16 protein-coding genes and 1 other RNA gene are annotated in these 21580 nt (G+C 56.1%); 10 read left to right on the top strand and 7 right to left on the bottom strand.

The genetic code is table 11. The features are described 5' to 3' along the window. Positions 1-108: 108 nt before the first annotated feature. The 6 genes from rsmH to HQL63_00335 are packed head-to-tail and all read left to right on the top strand — an operon-like array spanning position 109 to position 6540. A complete protein-coding gene (rsmH, locus tag HQL63_00360; GenBank protein ID MBF0175289.1) occupies positions 109-1044 on the top strand; it encodes a 16S rRNA (cytosine(1402)-N(4))-methyltransferase RsmH in 936 nt (311 codons plus the stop codon). After that, positions 1041-1319 carry a cell division protein FtsL gene (locus HQL63_00355; GenBank protein MBF0175288.1) on the top strand — a complete coding sequence of 93 codons (279 nt, stop codon included), beginning with the start codon at positions 1041-1043 and terminating at the stop codon, positions 1317-1319. The genes rsmH and HQL63_00355 overlap by 4 nt, the downstream gene beginning before the upstream one ends. Beyond that, positions 1316-3403 (top strand): penicillin-binding protein 2, encoded by a 2088-nt coding sequence (locus HQL63_00350; GenBank protein MBF0175287.1) that lies wholly within the window; start codon positions 1316-1318, stop codon positions 3401-3403. Before HQL63_00355 ends, HQL63_00350 begins: the two co-directional genes overlap by 4 nt. Next, positions 3400-4968, top strand: a complete 1569-nt coding sequence (locus HQL63_00345) for a UDP-N-acetylmuramoyl-L-alanyl-D-glutamate--2,6-diaminopimelate ligase (GenBank protein MBF0175286.1) — start codon at positions 3400-3402, stop codon at positions 4966-4968. The genes HQL63_00350 and HQL63_00345 overlap by 4 nt, the downstream gene beginning before the upstream one ends. After that, positions 4965-5807 (top strand): YmdB family metallophosphoesterase, encoded by an 843-nt coding sequence (locus tag HQL63_00340; protein MBF0175285.1) that lies wholly within the window; start codon positions 4965-4967, stop codon positions 5805-5807. The genes HQL63_00345 and HQL63_00340 overlap by 4 nt, the downstream gene beginning before the upstream one ends. Positions 5808-5823: 16 nt before the next feature. Next, on the top strand, positions 5824-6540 hold the full coding sequence (locus HQL63_00335; GenBank protein MBF0175284.1) for a phosphoribosylaminoimidazolesuccinocarboxamide synthase: 717 nt from the start codon (positions 5824-5826) through the stop codon (positions 6538-6540). 121 nt (positions 6541-6661) lie between these two features. Here HQL63_00335 and HQL63_00330 read toward each other — a convergent pair whose 3' ends face one another. Genes HQL63_00330 through HQL63_00320 form a run of 3 tightly spaced genes read right to left on the bottom strand, consistent with a single transcriptional unit; the run spans position 6662 to position 10367 of the window. Beyond that, a complete protein-coding gene (locus HQL63_00330; protein ID MBF0175283.1) occupies positions 6662-7525 on the bottom strand; it encodes a hypothetical protein in 864 nt (287 codons plus the stop codon). 14 nt (positions 7526-7539) lie between these two features. Further along, a complete protein-coding gene (gene yejB / locus HQL63_00325; GenBank protein ID MBF0175282.1) occupies positions 7540-8589 on the bottom strand; it encodes a microcin C ABC transporter permease YejB in 1050 nt (349 codons plus the stop codon). Next, on the bottom strand, positions 8586-10367 hold the full coding sequence (locus tag HQL63_00320) for an ABC transporter substrate-binding protein (GenBank protein MBF0175281.1): 1782 nt from the start codon (positions 10365-10367) through the stop codon (positions 8586-8588). Before HQL63_00320 ends, yejB begins: the two co-directional genes overlap by 4 nt. Before the next feature lie 359 nt (positions 10368-10726). Here HQL63_00320 and amrA point away from each other — a divergent pair, with 359 nt between their 5' ends. Further along, on the top strand, positions 10727-11275 hold the full coding sequence (gene amrA / locus HQL63_00315) for an AmmeMemoRadiSam system protein A (GenBank protein MBF0175280.1): 549 nt from the start codon (positions 10727-10729) through the stop codon (positions 11273-11275). 182 nt (positions 11276-11457) lie between these two features. On the opposite strand, the gene speA is transcribed toward amrA, so the two are convergent. The 4 genes from speA to HQL63_00295 all read right to left on the bottom strand — a co-directional run bounded on the left by speA (position 11458) and on the right by HQL63_00295 (position 17782). Then, complete coding sequence (gene speA / locus HQL63_00310) at positions 11458-13416, bottom strand: biosynthetic arginine decarboxylase (protein ID MBF0175279.1); 1959 nt, start codon at positions 13414-13416, stop codon at positions 11458-11460. 152 nt (positions 13417-13568) lie between these two features. Further along, positions 13569-13968, bottom strand: an RNA gene (gene rnpB, locus HQL63_00305) — RNase P RNA component class A. Positions 13969-14366: 398 nt separating this feature from the next. Further along, complete coding sequence (locus tag HQL63_00300; protein MBF0175278.1) at positions 14367-16076, bottom strand: hypothetical protein; 1710 nt, start codon at positions 16074-16076, stop codon at positions 14367-14369. A 113-nt stretch (positions 16077-16189) separates the two neighbouring features. Then, complete coding sequence (locus tag HQL63_00295) at positions 16190-17782, bottom strand: IS66 family transposase (GenBank protein ID MBF0175277.1); 1593 nt, start codon at positions 17780-17782, stop codon at positions 16190-16192. Between the two features lie 325 nt (positions 17783-18107). Between HQL63_00295 and HQL63_00290 the strand changes: the two genes are divergently transcribed. The 3 genes from HQL63_00290 (at position 18108) to HQL63_00280 (ending at position 21565) form a co-directional block, all read left to right on the top strand. Then, positions 18108-19148: a class II aldolase gene (locus HQL63_00290; protein MBF0175276.1), complete on the top strand. Its 1041-nt coding sequence runs from the start codon at positions 18108-18110 to the stop codon at positions 19146-19148. 336 nt (positions 19149-19484) lie between these two features. Beyond that, positions 19485-21143 (top strand): NTP transferase domain-containing protein, encoded by a 1659-nt coding sequence (locus tag HQL63_00285; protein MBF0175275.1) that lies wholly within the window; start codon positions 19485-19487, stop codon positions 21141-21143. Continuing rightward, positions 21140-21565 (top strand): GtrA family protein, encoded by a 426-nt coding sequence (locus tag HQL63_00280; GenBank protein MBF0175274.1) that lies wholly within the window; start codon positions 21140-21142, stop codon positions 21563-21565. The genes HQL63_00285 and HQL63_00280 overlap by 4 nt, the downstream gene beginning before the upstream one ends. Positions 21566-21580 lie beyond the last annotated feature (15 nt).

Below are 21580 nucleotides of genomic sequence, written 5' to 3'. Positions count from 1 at the left end.
AAACCATTGCAGGAAAGAACCGACATTCTACATGCCCCCGACAACTCTTCTGTCTTGTGCCCTGGGCTGACTCTGGATCCGGCCTCCGGGTGTTATCACACCCCGGTCATGGCCGAGGAGGTGCTTGCCGCCCTGGCGCCGATGAGCGGGCAGATTTTGGTCGATGCCACCTTCGGCGGGGGGGGGCATAGTGCTCGTTTGCTGGAGGCCATGGCGCCGGACGGTCGCGTCATCGCCATGGACCGGGATCCCGAAGCGGTGGCCCATGGCGCCTTGGCCGTGCAAGCCTGGCAGGGACGCCTGACCTTGCTGCATGGCAGGTTTGGCCAATTGACGGAACATCTGCAACGTCTTGGCATGGGGTTGGTGGATGGAATCATTTTCGATCTGGGGGTCTCTTCGCACCAATTGGATGTTCCCAACCGGGGGTTTTCCTTCCAGGCGGATGGCCCTTTGGACATGCGCATGGATCCGGCAAGCGGTCCTTCCGCAGCCGATCTGGTCAACCGCCTGGGACAACAGGCGTTGGCCGACCTGATCTTTCATCACGGTGATGAGCGGTACGCCCGTCGGGTTGCCCGCGTCATTGTACAAGCGCGCCTTCAAGCGCCATTGACCACCACGCGCCAGTTAGCGAAACTCCTGGAACGGGCTCTCCCCTATAAACGCGGAGGGATTCATCCTGCAACACGGACCTTTCAAGCCTTGCGTATTGCGGTCAACGACGAATTGACGGAACTCCAGTCTGGTTTGGCTGCGGGCATATCCTGCCTCAAACCAGGCGGGCGCATCGTGGTCATCAGTTTTCACTCCCTGGAAGATCGTTTGGTCAAAGAGACTTTTCGTCAGGGCGCCCGACCGGATTTGGTCGGTCATCCCAGGTTGCCGCCCCCTCTCCTTTCAGCCGCCCCATCGCCGGTTTTGCGTCTGATCACCCGCAAACCCTGGACGCCCTCCCCCAGTGAGATACAAAAAAATCCTCGCGCCCGAAGCGCCCGGGTGCGTGTGGCGGAGCGTTTGCCGGAAAGGATGGACACTCCATGAGACCCTATTGGTTGCTATCCTTGGTTCTGATCGCTCTGCTCGTGGTCACTGCGGCGGCCACCGTCGCTTCGCGCAGCTGGATGTTGACGGCCCATCGCGCCCTGGAAGCCGCCCAAAAGGAGAGGCTGCAACTCCTGGATGAGGAACAGGCTCTGCAGGTAGAATGGGTGTATCGGACCGGCTTGAACACCATAGAGCGGCGGGCGCGCAAAGAGTTGGGCATGGAACCCCCACGCTCTGACCAATGGCGGGTCTGGCGCCAGGATGATCCATGAAATTCAGCAGACCCAAGGATAAATCGGCTGCACGACCTCCACCTGCGCCCGTGCGGCCCAAAAGGATCGTGCGTTCGCCATCGGTTGGCGGGCGGCAGGGTATCCTGGCGCGTCTTCCCAATCCCCTTGTGCCTCGTGACAGCGAAGCCCACTTTCAGAGCCGGCTCCGTTTTGTCGTGGGAATGTTTCTTCTGTGTTTTGCCCTGCTGGGCATCCGCGCCCTGGATCTCACCATCCTTCAGGGGGAGAGTCTACGCGAAAAGGCCGACAATCAGTACAAAAAGAAAGTGCCCATACCCGGCGTGCGTGGCCGTATCCTGGATCGCCATGGTCGAACCATGGCCACGAGCCTGCCGGTCAAAACCCTGTCGTTGGATCGTGACCGGATGGGTGATCCGGGTGAGATGGCCAGATGGCTCGCCCCTCTCCTGGATACGGATGTTGCCACTCTGGAAAAACGCCTGAGCAAGGCGCGTCCGGGGAGCTTTCCGGTTTTGAAACGTCGGCTTTCCCCAGACGTTGTCGACAAAATCCAGACCATGGAGGAGAAGCTGATCCGCGAAAAGGAGCAACGGACCGGGGAAGAAGCAGAAGGTCCGGCGCTGTTTTTTGCTCCGGAAGTGCAGCGCTTCTATCCCCTGGGGGAGTTGACCTCCCATATCATCGGTTTCGTCGATTTTGACGGGCGCGGTGTCGAGGGGCTGGAACGTTCCTTTGAAACAGTCCTGCGCGGCAAGGACGGAAGCCGTCTCGTCGTCCGGGATCGTCTGGGTCGCCCCATGCCGCAAGCCCAGGTTTTGCAACCCGCCCACCCGGGGACCGACCTGGTTTTGACCATCGACACAACAATCCAGTATGTAGCCTACCGCGCTTTGCTCAAGGCCATGACCCGCACCAAGGCGCAATCCGGCGTGGTTGTCGTCCTCGATCCTGACAATGGCGATATCCTGGCCATGGTGAACCAACCCAGTTTTAATCCCAACAACCTGGCCGAAAGCGAGCCCAAGGACCGGCGCAACCGGGTGGTCATGGATGCCTTTGAACCAGGGTCCACGTTCAAGATTTTTACCGTCTCCGCCGCCCTGGACCAGGGGGTGGTCAAGCCGGATACCCTTCTTGACATCGAGGGTGGCAGCATCGTCGTGGGTGGTCGCCGCATTCGGGACACCCACCGGAAACATCAGATGATGACTGTCAGTCAGGTTTTGCAGAAAAGCTCCAACGTCGGGGCCGCCAAGATTGGCCTGATGCTCGGGAACGAACGACAGGAGCCCTATCTCCATCGTTTCGGTTTTGCCCGACCTACCGGAATCGAACTCGATTATGAAGCCAGCGGACGTTTTCCGGATATCAAGCATTATGTGCGGGTCGGACTTGCCAACCGCTCCTTTGGACAAGGTATCAGCGTCACCCCCATACAGTTGGCCAGCGGGGCAGCGGCCATCGTCAATGGGGGGCAACTTTACCAACCCCATCTGGCGGCTGGCCGTGTCGTCAATGGCAGGCTGGTTCCGCAGAAGCGCAATCCGCCGACGCAAGTCATCTCTGAGGCGACATCCCAGATGATGCGCAAGATTCTCACGGACGTGGTGGGTCCGGAGGGAACCGCGCCCCAGGCTGCCGTGGAGGGGTATGTCTCTGCCGGGAAGACCGGCACGGCACAAAAGGCCTCCCCCATGGGTGGATACGCAGCCGGGTTGTATTTCTCCTCTTTCGTCGGGTTTATCCCGGCGGATCATCCGCGCCTGCTGATCTATGTGGGGTTGGACGAGCCTGTCGGGCAGTATTATGGCGGTGTCGTCGCTGCGCCTGTTTTCAAGGAGATCTCCCAGGAAGTCCTCCCCTTGTTGGCCGTGTTGCCGGAAATTCCCAAAAATGCCCCCATGCCACCCATTGCCGGACATGTGTTCAACCCGGAGCAGCCCAAGGATCAACCGGCAACGAACTCCCTGGTCGACATGAGCTTGTGGCAGTCTCTGGAGGTTTTGATCGAGAGGGGCGTCATTCCACAGGTTCAGGGTTCCGGTCGAGTCGTTCGGGAAATCGCCCTGCCCGATGGGGGCATGCGGTTGGAGCTGCAATGAACGAGGCTTGTGCCATACGCCAATCTGCCGGGAACGAGGCTTGTGCCATACACCAATCTGCCGGTTTGCACGGGTGTGGTTCTTATCTTCTGGCGCAAGATTGTGTCGATCTGGTCTGCACGGGGCCGAATGTTCCCTTGTCGGGATTGACAGCCGATTCCCGGCAGGTCGCGCCTGGTTTTCTCTTTGCTGCCCTCTCGGGTAGACATGCTGATGGGCATCTCTTCATCGACCAGGCCCTGGAACGGGGAGCCGCAGCCATTCTGGATGATGGGAGCTGGGCCCCTGATCCGGCTGTCGCCAATCGGGTCTGCCGGTTCATTCACCCCGAGCCGCGTCGGGGGTTGTCGTGGCTGGCCGCAGCCTTTTACGGTCACCCTGCCCGCACGATGCAAACCGTCGGGATCACGGGAACCAACGGCAAGACGACCGTGGCGGCCATGGTGGAATCCATTCTGTCCGTGAGCGGCAAGCGGGTTGGCGTCATGGGAACCACAGGAAATCGTTGGCCAGGAGTGCAACAGGCCACCTCCATGACCACACCCGATCCCATTACCCTGCAATCTTTGCTGGGAGAGATGCAGGGCTCCGGTTGCACGGCCATGGTCATGGAGGTCTCTTCGCATGCCTTGGATCAATCCCGCACGGCCAGTATCTTTTTTGATGTGGGGGCTTTTTTAAATCTCACCCGCGACCATCTGGACTACCATGGAACCGAGGAAGCCTATTTTACGGCCAAATCGCGCCTGTTCCAGGCTGGCCAGTGTGCGCGCAGCGTGATCAACATGCATGACCCACGCGCACCCGTCTTGTTGGAACAATGCCGGAGGGGTGACATACCGGTGGCCACATTTGCCGGGGAGATGGGTGAAACTGGAGATTTTCAGGCCCGTGACGTGGCCATGACCTGGCAAGGTTCCCGCTTCCGGATGGTCACGCCTGCGGGTGAAGTCACTGTCGATCTGCCCGTGCCGGGTGATTTCAATGTCACCAATGCCTTGGCTGCGGCTGCGATTGCCTGGCAACTATCCATCTCTCCCGCTCTGATCCAGACAGGTCTGGCCCGGTTTACCCCTCCCCCAGGTCGCATGCAAAGGATTGATGGTGGTCAACCTTTTGCTGTTGTGGTCGACTTTGCCCATACACCGGATGCCCTGGAACGCCTGTTGCGGACCGCCCGGCGCATCACCCCGGGGCGTTTGCTCCTCCTGTTTGGTTGCGGTGGCGATCGAGACAAGCTGAAACGCCCGATGATGGGCCGTGTCGCTGCCTGTCTGGCCGATATGACCATTGTAACCGATGACAACCCCCGCAACGAAGATCCTGCCGTCATTCGACAGGCTATTTTGACAGGCATCGCTGAAATCGGGGGAAAACACACCTGCCTGGAGATGGGTGATCGAGCCATGGCCATCGCACATGCCTTCACCCTGGCATCGGCGGGCGATACTGTTTTATTGGCAGGCAAGGGCCATGAAACCGGGCAAAGCGTGGCAGGACGGGTATTGCCTTTCAGCGATGTCGAAGTGTCCAAAAACCAACTGAATTTCTGGCGGAGAACATGACCGCAACCAAACCGGAAGAATTGTCGCTCCTCCTGATCGGCGATGTGGTGGGCAAGCCGGGTCGGCGTGTCCTGCAACAGCATTTGGGACATCTGCGTCTGGCCCTGGGGGTTGACCTTGTTGTCGCCAATGGGGAGAACGCCGCAGCGGGCATTGGCATCACTCCGGCTATTGCCGATGAGCTTTTCAAGGCGGGGGTGGATGTCATCACGTCGGGCAATCACATCTGGCGATACGCGGAGATACACGATTATCTGGGCACGCATCATCGGTTGCTGCGTCCTGTCAATTACCCTCCCGGCGTGCCTGGCCAGGGGTATGTGCAATTGGCCACGCCAGGCGGCGTGCGGGTCGGCGTCTTGAATCTTTTGGGGCGGGTATTCATGGATGCCGTGGATTGCCCGTTTCAAAGTGCCGACAAACTCCTCGCATCCGTCCGCCTGGGGCGTGATGTCGATGTCATCGTGGTCGATTTCCATGCCGAGGCGTCATCGGAAAAGGTTGCCATGGCCTGGCATCTCGATGGCCGCGTTTCAGCGGTGTTGGGAACCCACACCCATGTGCCGACAGCCGATCAACGCATTTTTCCGCGTGGGACCGGGTTTCAGTGTGACCTGGGCATGACGGGAAGCTACGATTCGGTCATCGGCATGCGTGTCGATAGCGTCATGCCCAAATTTACCACCCATTTGCCAGGCAAATTGCAGCCTGCCGACGGGGCAGGTACGTTGTGTGGCGCTTTGGTGCGGGTGCATGCCGCCACAGGCCGCTGCCGTGCCATCCAACCGGTGCGTCGAGGCCCCGGCCTCGCGGAAACCCAACCTGAATCCGGGCATTGACGGAGGAGAGAAAGCCATGGAAAAACGCGACAAGCTGTATGAAGGCAAGGCCAAGGTGTTGTTTGCCACGGACGATCCTGATCTGGTCATCCAATATTTCAAGGACGATGCCACGGCCTTCAATGGCGAAAAACGCGGGACCATCGTTGACAAGGGTGTGGTCAACAACATGGTCTCTTCCCGTCTGTTCACCATTCTTGGCGCTGTGGGCATTCCCACCCATCTCGTGCGGCAACTGACTCCCCGGGAGCAACTGGTACAACGGGTGGAGATCGTCCCCGTCGAGGTGGTGGTGCGCAACCGGGCCGCCGGTTCCATGGCCAAACGTTTGGGGCGGGAGGAGGGTGAACGACTTTCCAGGCCCGTTGTCGAGTTCTACCTGAAGTCCGATGCCCTGGGCGATCCATTGATCACTCTGGACCACATCGAGATTTTCGACTGGGCCACAGAGGAAGAGATGGAAGCCATCGTGGAGATGAGTCACCGCATCAATGACGCCTTGCTGGCCTATTTTGCTTCGATCAACATCACGCTTGTCGATTACAAGCTCGAATTTGGTCGCCCCACTTCGGGTCATCATCCTTTGATTCTGGCCGATGAAATCTCTCCGGACACCTGCCGCCTCTGGGACACAGCGACCGGCAAGAAGCTGGACAAGGATCGCTTTCGCCGGGATCTGGGTGGCGTGGAAGAGGCCTACCAGGAGATCGCCCGGCGCATGGGCCTGGGCTGAAAGAGGGCCGACCGGAAGATGCTGGAAGGAAACCGCCCCCGGATCCCGGTTCGCGTTGCAGGCGGATCAGCCGAAGGCTGCCTGATCTTTCGTGCGAGGGTGCTGAATCGTTGTGCGGATTTTACCAAACCAGGGGAGTGAAAGTGGCCGTGTTGGCCAACAGCATGGTGTCACCTGACTGGACGAGGACGAACAGTCCAGCGTTCATGGCGTAGCGGCTGACGTTTTCTTCGATCACGATGCCGGCAACGGCCCCCAGTACGCGCCGATGTGCATACTCGGGAAAAAATTCCTTGAATTCAGCCAAACGCGACAAATGCCCCTGTACGTCCTCGTGGGTCGGCTTGCTCTTGACCTCCACCAGGGCCACCATGTCTGTGTTCACGACCAACAGGTCGATCTCCATGTGGCGATTGTTGGGCAGTTTGGCCTTGATTCTGGGACTGACCCGGTGGATGGGAAAGCCCCTCTCGGCGAAGAGGGTTTCACAGGCTGGCGCCACCATACCTTCCACAAACTCTCCCCAGCGACCACCCAGTCTGCCGACCAGGGTTGAAACCTCCTTGATTTTTTGGTCTGTTTCCTTGAATTGTCGGTCCGTTTCCTGGAATTTCCGGTCTGTATCCCGGGATATCCGTTCTGTCTCGGCTCTGCTCTCCTGCATGACCCGCCTGGTTTCCTGAAGGTCACGTTCCAGCCTGGCTTCGGCTTCCTGTGCCCATCGGGCACTCTCCAGCCTGCTCTCCAGGAAGCGTTGATCCCATATCTCCTTGGATGCCTGGAATTGCCGATCCCATGCCTCTTTGGATGCCTGGAATTGCCGATCCCATGCCTCTTTGGATGCCTGAAGTGAGGAATTCGTCTCCTGAATGGAGATCCTTAACTCTCGGGACGAGGCCCGTGACTCCTGAATCGACTCCTGAAGCACATGATTGGTTTCCTGAAACAAATTCCAGATGTCGTCGATCGTCAAAGCCTGAGACATGTTGAGTCCTTTCGTCATCGGGCCCGATCGAAGGTGATGCGGGGATCCACGAGAACGTAGGTCAGATCGGTCACGAGCTTGGTCAGCAACCCGAGAATAGTATAGAAGTACAGGGTCGCCATGACAACGGGATAGTCCCGATTGATGACCGATTCATAACCCAGCAATCCCAGACCGTCCAGACTGAAGATGGTCTCGATGAGCAGACTGCCGCTGAAAAAGGCAGCTACGAAAGAGCTCGGGAAACCCGTCACCAGAGGAATCATGGCATTGCGAAAAACATGGCGATAGAGAACGCTTCGTTCCGATAACCCCTTGGCCCGTGCCGTCATCACGTATTGTTTGGAAATTTCCTCCAGAAAACTGTTTTTCGTCAGCATGGTCATGACAGCAAAGGAACCCACCGAGGCTGCCACGATGGGCAAAACCATGTGCCACAGATAATCCGTGATTCGCTCCGGCCAGGGGAGGGTGGCCCAGTTGTCCGAAACAAGGCCGCGCAGTGGGAAAACATCCCAAAAGCTTCCGCCACCGAACAAGACGATCAACAAAATGCCCAGCACAAAGCCTGGAATGGAGTAGCCCACCATGATCACCGTGGATGTTGCCACATCAAAGCGGCTGCCGTGGCGCACAGCCTTGCGGATGCCCAGGGGAATGCTGATCAGATAGGTCAGGAAAAAGGTCCACATGCCGAGAGAAATCGATACCGGCAACTTGTCGATCACCAGATCCACCACGCGGCGGTGGTGATAATAGGAGTCGCCAAACTCGAAGCGGAGATAGTTCCACATCATGTGGAGGAAGCGTTCCGGAGCGGGCCGGTCAAAGCCATAGAGTTTTTTCAGGGCACGAATCTGTTCCGGATCCAACCCCTCTCCGCCTCGGTATGTGCCCCGCTGCCCACTGCCGGACACCTCTCCCTGGGGGTGGTTTTGCAGCTGGGAGACCATTTTTTCCACGGGCCCGCCCGGTACAAACTGGATCACGGCAAAAGTCAGAACCATGATGCCCAACAGGGTTGGAAACATGAGCAACAACCGCCGCAAGATATAGGCGGTCACGGTTTGTTTCCCTCGGAGGCATCTTTTCTCCACCAGGTAAAAAGCCAGTCATGCGGCGTGTAATACAGCGGCAAGGTGGCGGGTTTGTCAAATTGGTTCCAGTAGCTGATGCGATGCAAAGGAATATGGAAGTGGGGCACGAGGTACCAACCGCTGCGCAACACCCGATCCAGGGCGCGGCAGGCTGTGATCAGGGCCGGACGATTCTTGACGTAGATGATATGATCGATCAGGGCATCCACGGCGGGGTCTTCGATGCCGATCAGGTTGCGGCTCCCCGGCACCTGGGCCTGGGAAGAGTGCCAATAGTCCCGTTGTTCATTCCCTGGCGAAAGGGACTGGCCGAAGGTACCGACAATCATGTCGAAGTCAAAACTTTCCAGGCGGTGTTGATACAAGGAGAGATCAACGGTGCGATAATTGATCCGTATGCCCAGCTTACGCAGATTTTCCGCATAAGGCGCCATCACCCGTTCAAAGGCCTGCATGCCGAGCAGGGCATCTACCACAAAGGGCTTGCCTTCAGCGTTGACCAGGGTGCCATCCGGTCCCATGCGCCAGCCCGCTTCGCGCAGCAGGGTGGCGGCTTGGCGCAGATTGTCGCGCAAGGAGTGGGGAGGGGTGGTGGACGGAGGTGACGGTGCGTCCTGAAAAACCGCCGGATCCAATTGTGCCCGGAGCGGTTCCAGCAGGACCAACTCTTCTGGCGACGGAGAGTCTTTGGCCGCCATGTCGGAGTTGGTGAAATAACTCTCCGACCGGGTATACTGTCCGTAGAACAGATTGAGGTTGGACCACTCGAAGTCAAAGGCCAAATTGAAGGCCTTGCGCACCCGGATATCTTTGAAAAAGGGGCGCCGCAGATTCATGACAAACCCTTGCATGCCGGCGCTGTTTTTGTGTGGCAGGGTCTCCTTGACGATGCGTCCCTGATCAAATTTCTCTCCCTGATGGTCGCGTGCCCACTGTTTGGAATTGTTCTCCGCCATAAAGTCGAACACGCCGGCCTTGAATCCCTCCAACGCCACCTGGGGATCCCGAAAATATTTGATCGCCACCAGTTGAAAATTGAACTGGCTGCGGCGGACGGGAAGATGCCATCCCCAATAGTCGGCACGCCGTTCGTAAGTGATGTTTTTGCCGGTCTCAAAGGATTTTACCCGATAAGGCCCGGATCCCAGGGGGGGTGTCAAATCGGCCTGGTCGAAATTGCGTCCGGCAAAAGCAGCTTGGCTTAAAACCGGTATTTCACCGGCAATCAGGGGCAGTTCCCGATTTTTGCGGCGAAAATGAAAACGGACCACCTGCTCGGAAGCGATCTCGACTCGTTCGATATCCTGCCAGTAACTCCGATAAAGGGGATGTGCCTTCTCCGACATGAGGGCATTAAAGGAGAAGAGCACGTCGTTGGCCGTGACTGGAGTGCCATTGGCAAAACGTGCCGCCGGATCCAGAGTGTACACGACAGACAGGCCATCTGGAGCCACTTCCATATCCTTGGCCAGCAGACCATATTGAGAGAAGGGTTCGTCCAGAGAGCGGATGGTCAGGGTTTCAAAAACCAACGTTCCCAACAGATCGGGGGCGTCGCCCTTCAGGGTATAAGGGTTCATCTTGTCAAACCCCCCGATCCCATGCAGAGCCAGTTCACCTCCGACTACGCCCTTCGGAGATGTGTACGCAAAGCGCTCGAAACCGGGAGGGTATTTCAACTGGCCATCCAGGCTGAGGCCATGGGCGGCGAAGAGGGGTGTCACCCATACAAGGTATACGGTCATGAACAAGAGTATGCGATTCGATATGGACACCTGCGCACCTCCCAGACAACAAGTGGAACCCTGAAAATGCATCACTATTCACCACCCCTTCAAGAAAAGCCTGGATATGAAAGACTTTGTCAGGGCTTCGCCCCGAACCCTGCCAGGACACCGTCCAAGGCCCTGCCAGGGAGCCAGCCCCCTGGACTCCAATGCGTTGTCGGGTGCTGAACAAATACCGGGAATAATACCAACTGCCGGGCAAACTCAGCGATGGTTGGCGTGGTCGGCACAGATGAAAAGGCATGACCATGCGTCGATATTTTTGCTAGAGTGCGGGCTTGGGCAGGATGCAATCCAAAAATCAGGGAGTGGAACCCATGCAAGGCCAATCTTTGACAACGTTGGTGCGGACCCATTTGCAGCAGGTTTTGGCCGGGAAACCGGGATTGATGCCGGCAGCCGTTGTCGCGGCGCAACCCGAATTGCAACAGCCCGGCGCTTGCTTCATCACCCTGACCCGTGCGGGCCAACTCCAGGGGTGTATCGGTTCTCTGGAGGCGCACCGCCCACTGGTGAACGATCTGCTGGAGAATGCCGTGGCTTCAGCCACCCGGGATCCCCGTTTTCCACCTCTGAAGGTCGAGGTTCTCCCGGAGATACGCATCGAAGTCTCTCTTCTGACTCCACCCCAGCCATTTCCCTATCGGGATGTTGCCGATCTGATGGTCCGGCTGCAACCCGGCATTCACGGCGTGACCCTATCCCTGCAAGGACGCCGCGCCACTTTCCTGCCTCAGGTGTGGGAGCAACTTCCCGATCCGGAACAATTCCTGCGCCACCTCTGCCAAAAGGCTGGCCTGCCGGGGAACTGCTGTCAACAACATCCGGAAATTTTTGTCTATATGGCTGAAAAGTTCAAGGAGTGAGCCGACTGTTCGGCGCCTGGTAACGCATTGGGGTCCAGGTGGCTGGCTCCCTGGCAGGGCCTAAGACGGTGTCCTGGTGGGGTTCGGGGTGAAGCTATGACAAAAGTTTTCATGTCAAGGCTTTCTTTGAGAGGGTGTTGAACAGTTACCTATGTCAAACCGGTCTTGCTCTGGCAACGCGCTCAACTCGTTTCCAGGTAGGTATAGTCATTCAGGGATGCCGCATAGGCGCGCACGAAGGCACGGGCCTGTTCCGGGTTCGCTTTTCTTTCGCTGACGGCCTTGCGGGTCAGATGTCCCACTCGGCGGACAAGCTCTTCCGGATCGTAGGAGACATGTTTCAGGACATCCCGCACCAGTTCGCCGGCCAGTACCTGACGGAACTCCCAACCCTGTTCGGTGGTTGCCACAGAGACGTGGACCACATCCGTATCGCCGAAGAGATTGTGCATGTCGCCCAGGATCTCCTGATAAGCCCCGGTCAAAAAGACCCCCAACAAATAGGGTTCCCCCTTTTTCAGGGGATGCAGTTCGAGAAACCGCTTGGCCCCACCCTCTCGATGGATAAAATGGTCCATGCTGCCGTCGGAGTCGCAAGTGATGTCCTGCAGGGTGCCCAGCCGGGAGGGTCGTTCATCGAGGCGCTGCAAGGGCACAACCGGAAAAAGCTGGTCGATGGCCCAATGGTCGGGGAGTGACTGAAAAAGCGAAAAGTTGCAATAGTATTTGTCGAGCAGATATTCCGTGGTGGTTGAGAGGTCGGAGGATGGCTTGGCCATCTTGCGGGCCAGTTCATCGATGCGGAAAGCGATCTGGCGCACCAATCGTTCCCCCTTGGAACGTTGCACGAGATCCAGGGCGCCCAGGGTAAACATTTTCTGAAAATCTTCCTTGAGTTGCAGGGTGTCGTGCCACACCTCAAGGGCATTTTTTTCGTTGAGATCTTCGAGCATCTTGGCCAGCTCAAGGATCTCCGGTGCGTCGTTCAGGGAGTGGGTGACGGGCCGATCGAATGGAACCGAACTGGCAACCTCCAGGACATTGAAAACGAGCATGGCATGGTGGGCCGTCAGGGCGCGGCCACTTTCCGAGATGATGTCCGGATGGGGCAGATTCTTGATTTCGCACACCTCTTGCAGATAGGCCACTACGTCGTTGGCATACTCCTGGATGGAGTAGTTGACCGACGAATCCTTGGTGGTTTGCGACCCGTCATAATCGACCCCAAGACCGCCACCGATATCCACATATTGGACCTGGCACCCGAGACGGCGCAGTTCGGCATAAAAATGGGTTGTCTCGCGCAGGGCGTTTTTGAATTTGCGAATATTTGAAATCTGGGTACCGATATGGAAATGGAGCAGGCGCACACAATCCAGCATGTCCTGGGCCTGGATGATTTCGACGGCATCCAGGATTTCCATGGCGGTCAAGCCAAATTTTGAGGAGAGTCCACCGGAAGTTTCCCACCACTTGCCGATGCTGCTGGCCTCCAGTTTGATGCGCAAACCAATGTTGGGGCGAATATTCAACTCTTTGGCAATAAGCAAAAGCTTGTTCAACTCCTGGGGCTTCTCGATCACCACATGGATGTTGCGCCCCATCTGTTGTCCCATCAGGGCCAGGTGGATGAACTCATCATCCTTGTACCCGTTGCAGATGATCGGGGCATCCGGGTTGTCGAGAAGGGCCAGGACGATCTGGAGTTCCGGTCGGGAGCCTGCCTCCAGTCCCATATCGATATCATGACCAAACGCAACAAGCTCTTCGACCACCTGCCGTTGCTGATTGACCTTGATCGGGTAGGCGCCGATATAGCGGCCTCGATAGGCGTACTCCTCCCTGGCTTTCTGGAAACAGGCTTGCAGGGTCTGGATGCGCACGCGCAGAATGTCCGAAAATCGGATCAAAACCGGCAGTGATGTGCCGCGATTTTGGATATTTTCTGTCAATTTAAGAAGATCAAGCGCAGGCCCCTGGTCCAGGAGAGGAGATACGGTCAGGTGCCCCTGCTCATTGGCGCCAAAAAAACCGATGCCCCAACCGGGTACGTTGTACAGCTCAAGGGAGTCCGCAATGGTCCACGCCCGGTTCAATTCGGGAGGTGAGAACAAACGGGCAGGTTGACCCTTTTTTTTCATCTCCTTGCTCTACTCCCTTGCCATGGCTCCGCACCCAACCCGATCAGAAGATAAAAGCGAAAGGGTATATTGAACCGCCCCAAATTTTCAACCTCTTCCGCAACGATTTCAGGGCAATCGGCAACTGCTCAAACTTTCCATGCCATGAGGGGAGTCGGAGCGGGTCTGTAAGCCGGGTTCTGTCTCCCGATCTCTCTCCCCGCAGAGATCGGTATGACCGCCATTCCTCTAGGATGATCGTTGCCGACCACCTCCAGCGACCGACCCGGGGAGTGAATGGGCCATTCATGGCCTCCCCCTATTTGGTCTTGCTCCAGGCGGGGTTTACCGTGCCGCCCCCGTTACCGGGAGGCGCGGTGCGCTCTTACCGCACCCTTTCACCCTTACCGGCGGGTTGTCCCTGGCCGGCGGTTTGCTTTCTGTGGCACTTTCCCTGGGGTCGCCCCCGCCGGGTGTTACCCGGCGCCCTGCCCTGCGGAGCCCGGACTTTCCTCCCGTGCCCGGTCTGACCAAACGGCCAAACCGGCCACCAGCGGCGGTCCAACCCGCTCCAACCGGGGTGGCTCATGCATGCCGAGCCACAAACGCTCGGACACGAACCTCCCCCTGCGTCGCAGTGTAGAGCGTTTCCCGATCTGGTTCAAGATGCGCCCCGCGTCAACGGGACATTGCATTGGCAATGGGTACACCCGATGCCGTGATCGCCTTTTGCATCGGGGTCCAGGAGGCTGGCTCCCTGGCAGGTCCAGGGCAACGCCCTGGTGGGGTTCGGGACGAAGCCCTGACAGAGGCCTTCATATCCAAGCCTTTCTTGCAGAGGGTGCCGAATGGTTACGCTTTTGCCGGCCAGTTCGGATTTGGCATATCCATGGACTGGAAAGGTGGCCGGCCTGCACGCCAGCGATGGCAGTAGGTCTTGCGATGATCATCGCCTTGATCAAGGCCGTGCTTTAAAATCGTGCGAGCAGGAGAGATAAATTGCCTAAGGAAAGGAGTGTGTTGTTCAGCAGCGGACCAAACATGGTTAAAAAACAAAGGAAGGCAAAAATTCTGTTTTTTGACGCATCTGTCAAGTGAGATAGATGCGCATCAACAGCTAAAATAAGAATAAGCATACCCATTGTGTTGCCAAGCATGGAAAAGCGGGACAGTTCCCATTTGTAGCCAAAGATCGCGACGCTGAACGAAACAAGAAATCCAAGACACAGAGAAATGGAGGCTATGCCAGCAAAAAATAGATGCAACAGGAACGTTCTGTCAGTGAAAGTTTCAGGGCTATTTAATTTTTTGGCAGATTGATCAAAGTATCTCCTTCTGAGATGCACCCAAAACAAAGTGATTCCCAGGAGAGGAAAAAACATGATGCGTGCTGCGGTCCAAATCTCCTCTTCAAGGCTCCATAGAATTACTTGTGCAGAACGAGGGTTTTTGGATGTTTTGATAAAATAATCTACATCAAACTTATTCAAGAGGTATTTTGCCTTGCCCGCCCTCCAGCCTGCGCCATCAAAAAATCGGTAAGGCATGACTGGATACAATAAGATCGAACTGCTGTGACTTTTCATGCTCATTAATTTTTGTGTTCCTTCGTTTTTATATTTCGACAGGTCGGTGTGAAATGTTCTTGGTGTTGTCATGCCTCCATGAAAAAATCCGATAGAGCTACCAACGATCAATGGGAGAACGACACGTCCCAAAGAGAGACGCAGAGGAAACCTCTTCCAGAACGACAAAATGAACCACAGGCCAAGAATAGGCAGTAGAATCAAGAGATTTTGCGGGCCAACCTGATGGGAGGAGATGCCAAAACAAAACGGCAGTAGAAGGGGCCATACGTCTGTATTCCATCGCAACGGCCGACCATTCAGAGCCGAACGAGGGTCTGATGCGGCGACAATGAAAATGAGGGCAGTCGCTATGGCTTCCAAGGAATCAAAATAACCGACAAAAAGCCAGGGACTTCCCGAATCAAGTATCAAAACATGGCTCAAAGAGAGAGTGCAATTGCCGAGCATGACAATCGATGAGCCCATGACGGCCAGTTTACGCGAGGCGCCATAAACCCTCAATAAACCGAAAAATAAAACAGCTATGGCAACCACGGAGACGAACAAGTACATGTTCAGGGAAAAATTGGGGAGTGCATATCCGAATACGGAGGGGATCGCAGAAAGAATGGCTTGTCCCGAGTTTTGGTTGATGACAGGGATGTCGTTGAGTAAAGCAAACAGATCGGATATGGCAGCATATCGGTCTGCATGCAGGGATCCGCTCCAGTGGAAGCCAGTCTGGTCGAACCAAAGACCTATCAAAAAAACATACAAGAAAATCAAGAAACATATGGTTGCAAGAATTGCACGGAGTTTAAAATCAACAGCACGCATGAACAGGTATTTTACATGTTTGAAGTTTGGTAGTGTTAATACAAACAGAAGGCAGAGTGAGAAAATTGCCCCTGATTTAAGATTGTGGGTGAAGGATGTTATGATGCGCAGCGCAGACATAAAAACACTCATGCCGACAAAATAACCGCCTCCCAACAAAAATGCTGAGTTGGATGAAATTTGAAATGTGCGCAATAGTATAAAGGCGCCAACAGCAACAGAAGTGAAACATATTGCAGCAATAAATACCAAATTAACAAGAATATTCATCGTCATTTTTTTAGCCGCCCGACTCTTGCGCAGAAGTTGATGATGGTGAACCCTTGCCAACGCATCTGGCGCATATCAACCAACAGGCCGAGTCTACGTAACCGTTCAGAGACCCCACCTTAAACCACCATCGGAACGGGCAAAGCTGGTGAGGGGTTGCCCTTTTTACGTTCTGCAATAACCGTCGCCAGATAGGTCCAAGGAGATACTTTCCGCCTCCGGCAGGTTTCGATCACACTGGCCAATACGGTAAAGACCCGACTCCCTTCAGCAGTGCGAGTCCCATGGCTGATCAAGCGGGCAATGACCCAGTGGCGCAGGGCGCGTTCCGCCTCGTTGTTGGTCAACGGCAAATCTGGATGTTCCAGAGTCATCCAAATCACATCCCAGTCGTTGAGAAACTCAACGGCAAGGCTGCGCAGCTTTCCCTCTGGCGTTTCCGCCCTATGCCATTCGCAGAGCCATTTGAAATCTGACAGTATCGGCTGAAAGATGGTCCGATCAGGTCCGTCTCGGACTTGACCAACGACGAACTCCAGGACTTCCAATGTCCTGTCGCCGAACAGCTTGGTCTCTGCATCAAGACTCTCAGCCAACCCTCGCGCCTTTCGGATCAAGTGGGCCAAGCAGCGGAGCCGTCTCGAAAAGATCCGATAGTTCATGAGTCCGTCACTCATCAGCCAGCCCGCATAGGCCTCGGTCAGAATGTCCAAGACAACCTGCTGGGTGCGACGACCCACAAAAAACAAGACCGTGTTGGCTGTCACGAATACCCACAACCATCGGGCAACCCCCTTTTCCTTCCATGGGGTCTCGTCCACGTTGATCAAGCCAGATTGGCGAGCCTCGTCAATCAGTTCATCTTGATAAATCGGATTCACCGCCAAACCGGCTTTGCGGATACACTTGTCGATGGTCCCGGCGCTCAGTTCCAGGCTGAACCAATCCATCAAAAATTCCCGGATCCGGGGCCGCGACAGTCTCATGCGCAGGTTAAGGGCCACGATGAATGCCGCCAGCATGGGGCCAATCAGTCGCCATTCACTCAGACAGGTGGCATCTTTTCGACCCTCCACTACGTGTCGCTCCCCAATTCCAGGACCAGTACGGGTGACATGTCCACATCCACAAATGGAATCACCAAAAAGGTGCTTGGTGCATTCCAGTCTCAAACCAGGATGCTCCAAAGTTCCACTGATCAACTCCAAAACAAAAAACCCGATCTGGGCCGCAAATGGAATATCCAGAGGAATGACGGCGTCACAGGCTACGCACTTGTCCGCTTTATGAATCTCCTCCCGCTGAGCCGGAATCTTCTGCTGCCGTCCATAGCCAGGAGCGCCGACCTGTTTTCCCGCTTTGCGCTTCTGCTTTTTAAAGCGTGATTTCCCTGTGCTGTCGGAACCACCAGAACCATTACCATCTCTGTGATCGTCGTCTTCTTTTTCCGATTTTCCCTTCTCAACCGAAGAGTTCGTGACATCTTCGTTATGCTCATTCGAAGAGTCTACCCCCCCTTCCTCTGGAATCCCAAGGTAAGGGGAACGGCTACTGGGGGGGCGGGAACTGTTGTCGGGCGTCTGGTTTAAACGCTCACGAGATTCCTTGAGATCGGACAAAAGCTTTTTGCTCACTGCCAACAGAGAACCCGGCTCAAGGGAAGCCAGATATCTCTCATCAAACTGGAGCAAATCGTGGTCAGTAAGCTTCATGGAGTGAACCTTGCAATCTGTTGCGACATCGCCCCCATCAAATCATCATTGGGCTTTCAGGTCCAGGGGTCTCTGAACGACTACGAATCTACAGCTTCAAGGGGCTGAGGGCAACGTTCTGGGCGCGTAACCGGCAGGGTATGGGGTGGCGCAGGAGCAACCGATTTGGCTCGACGATGGTCGAGTTGGGTGGCCATCCTCGATGATAGTAGGGGCCAGCAGGTTTGTTTCTGCTTTGACGGGAGGGTTGTTTGGTGCTTGAATGCCGCAGTGGACTGACCAATCCAGGATGGCACCGCCCATACTTGACAGGATCTCCTTGGCCATGTCGATCTCCTGCCCCCCAAAGACCTTCTATCACCTCTCCGGCAGGATAGGGCAGGACATCAACTTGATTCAGGGGGGAGGCGGAAACACCTCCTTCAAGCAGGAGGGGATCTTGTGGGTTAAAGGGTCCGGAACCTGGCTTTCTCGGGCTGAGGATGCACAGGTATTTGTTCCTCTTTTTTTGGATGAGGTGCGACAAGTTATCGCCGAGAACAGACTCGACACGTTTGGGGGCCAGATGGCAGAGTCCTCTTCCTTGCGACCTTCCATCGAAACCTCCATGCACGCACTGCTGCCGCACACGGTGGTGTTGCATGTCCACTCAGTCAATGCCATCGCCTGGGCCGTTTTGGCCGATGCTCCCCAACGATTGGCCCATCTTTTGGGGGGCATGGCATGGGCCTGGATTCCTTACCGTCGTCCAGGTTTGCCTCTGACCCGGGAAATTGTTGTACAGTTGGCGGGGCAAGAGCGGTTACCGGATGTGCTTTTCCTTGGCAACCACGGACTTGTGGTGGGAGGAGAAAATTGTGCAGCCGCCGAGTCCTTGCTTTGGGATGTGGAGCGGCGACTCGCCCTTCCCCTGCGTGCAACACCTGCTCCGGTGTGGGAGCGGCTCCATGCGAGGATATCCACCCTGCCCCTTTGGCGCGTACCCGATCACCTGGATCTTCATGCCATGGCCTTTGACCCCGTGGCCAGGGCACTGCTGTTGCGGCCAGCCTTGTATCCTGACCATGTGGTTTACCTGGGGCGGGACTCCTGTCTTTTGCCTGCCGACACGCCTCTGGATCAGGGAGTGGGGCGATGGGCGAATGCTGCTTTTTGCGTGGTGGAAAATGAGGGTGTTCTGTTCGGTCCTGCTCTTTCGCCGGGTGCCGAGGCCATGCTGCACTGCCACTCCTTGGTCACGCGCCGATTGGCCTCAACCCTCGGGGTCCGTTGTCTCACTCCCGAAGAGGAGGATGAATTGACCAACTGGGATGCGGAGAAATATCGTCAAGCCATGGATCATTCCGTCCCATCTGACCTTCCATAATCCTTCACGAGACGGATCGAGGGTGGTCATGCTGAGCTTGGCCATGTGTGGCTGTTCGCCACCCGGCAACGAGTTGGAGTCCAGGGAGTCGGCTTCCTGGCAGGTCCAGGACAGAGTTCTGGTGGGGGTTCGAGGCGAAGCCCTGATAAAGGCTTTCATGTCTCAGCTTTTCCAGCTTTTCTTGAAAGGGTGCTGAATGGTTGCGAACCAGAAGACAGGCGACCGAACGGATCCTGGAGTGAATCCCGGTCGGGTTTGGGGTGAAATCCAGACGAACCCTTCGTGCCGGGCCGTTTCTGGAGGGGTGCAGAGTTGTCATGATCGAGGGAGGTTAAGGTGCAGATCATCATTCCCATGTCCGGGTTCGGTGCCCGCTTTCAAAAAGCTGGTTATACCGTTCCCAAACCATTGATTCCAGTCGACGGGAAACCCATTATTGCCCACGTGTTGGATCTTTTTCCCGGAGAAGAGGATGTAACCTTTGTCTGCAACCGCCAACATTTGGAAGATCCGACATACCATATGGCAGAACTTCTCCGGGAGTTTTGTCCATCTGGGCGCATTCTGGCCATCGAGCCACACAAGTTGGGGCCGGTTTATGCCGTTGCCCAGGTGATGGACCAGGTTGACCTTCGTCGACCAACCATTGTCAACTATTGTGACTTTACATGCTATTGGGATTACAATCATTTTAAAGAATTTGTTGATGAATGTTCATGTGACGGTGCCATCCCCGCTTATCGGGGCTTCCATCCCCACTCTTTGGGGTCAACCTTCTATGCCTATTTGCGGGAGCAGGGGGGGTGGTTGCTTGATATTCAGGAGAAACAGCCGTTTACAAACAATCCTATGCAAGAGTATGCCTCCAGCGGCACCTACTATTTTGCCTCTGGAGAGATCATGCGGCACTGCTTTCAACGCGCTATGGATGAGGGGCAGACAGTTGGTGGTGAGTATTATGTCAGCTTGGCTTATAAACCGATGTTGGCCGAATGCCGGGCCGTGGCAGTCTACGAGTTGCAGCATTTTATGCAGTGGGGTACCCCGGAAATGCTGGAGGAGTACCAGCATTGGTCCTCTGTATTCAATCGGTTGGCCCAACCCTTACCCTCCCCAGCACCGCGCCACGAAGGGACCGTTCTGGTGCCAATGGCGGGACTGGGAAGCCGTTTTTCCCGGGAGGGCTTTACCGTATCGAAGCCGCTGATTCCGGTCTCGGGGCAACCGATGGTGGTACAGGCCACGCACGATCTGCCCAAGGCCGAACGCTACCGTTTTGTAGTGCGTCGGGATATGCTCATGGCCACCGAGACGCGCCAGGCTTTGGAGCAGGCTTTTCGTTCTGTGGAAGTGGTGTCCCTCGATGAGTTGACCGATGGCCAGGCGCGCACCTGTTTGCTGGGCATGGAAGGGGTGGCGTTGGACCAGCCCGTCACCATCGGAGCCAGTGACAATGGTGCCCTTTACGATCCTGCCGGGCTGGTGCGCCTCCTGGAAGATCCAGAAACCGATCTTATCGTGTGGGTGGTGCGAGGTCACGCTGGAGCTGCGCGACATCCCGAGATGTACGGTTGGGTCATGACCGAGGGGAGCTGGGTGACGGGGGTTTCGGTCAAAACTCCTCTGGGCGACCCTGCGCGGGATCCTGTTATCCTCGGGACGTTCACCTTCAAGCGGGCGGGGGATTTTGTGGCGGCAACACAACGCATGATCCATCGGGGTGCGCGGATCAACGGCGAATTCTACGTGGACACCTGCATCAACGATGCCTTGGCCCTGGGCCTCTCCTGCCAGATTTTTGCAGTGGATCACTATCTCTGTTGGGGTACTCCTGACGAGCTGCGCACCTTTGAATATTGGCAATCCTGTTTTCACAAGTGGAATGCGCACCCCTACCGCCTGGAAAAGGATCCACGGGTTCCTGCCGAGGCCGTATCCCTTCTGGCGGAACGTTATCGTCCAACTCTGCCTCGCTTGCTCGGTGTTCGCACATGAGGAAATTGTTTTCCCAGGAGTTATTGCGTTTTCTGGTGGTGGGATCGACCACAGTGTTGATCGATTTTCTCACCTACCGCTTGCTGATCTGGTTGAATGTGTCCCTCCCTGCGGCGAAGGCGGTCGGTTTTGTCGTTGGTTCAGTCTTTGCTTTTCTTGCCAACCGTGGCTGGACCTTTCAATCTCAGGCTACGGGGATGGGGCTTGTGGTCCGGTTTGGGATCGTCTATCTTGCGGGCCTGGGGGTGAACGTTGGGGCTAACTCTCTTCTCCTCTGGCAGTTTGGCGTTGGTGAATGGGGTCTGCGTTTTGCCTTTTTAGTCGCTACGGCACTCTCTGCCACGTTTAATTTCTTGGGAATGAAACATTTTGTCTTCAACCCCGGCGTTGCTTCCCCACGGGGGAGGGTGCCCTCCGTCTGATGAAAAATTTTCCTG

The sequence above is a fragment of the Magnetococcales bacterium genome, assembly GCA_015231175.1.
Taxonomy (GTDB): domain Bacteria; phylum Pseudomonadota; class Magnetococcia; order Magnetococcales; family DC0425bin3; genus HA3dbin3.
This window is presented reverse-complemented; position numbering and strand designations above follow the sequence as displayed.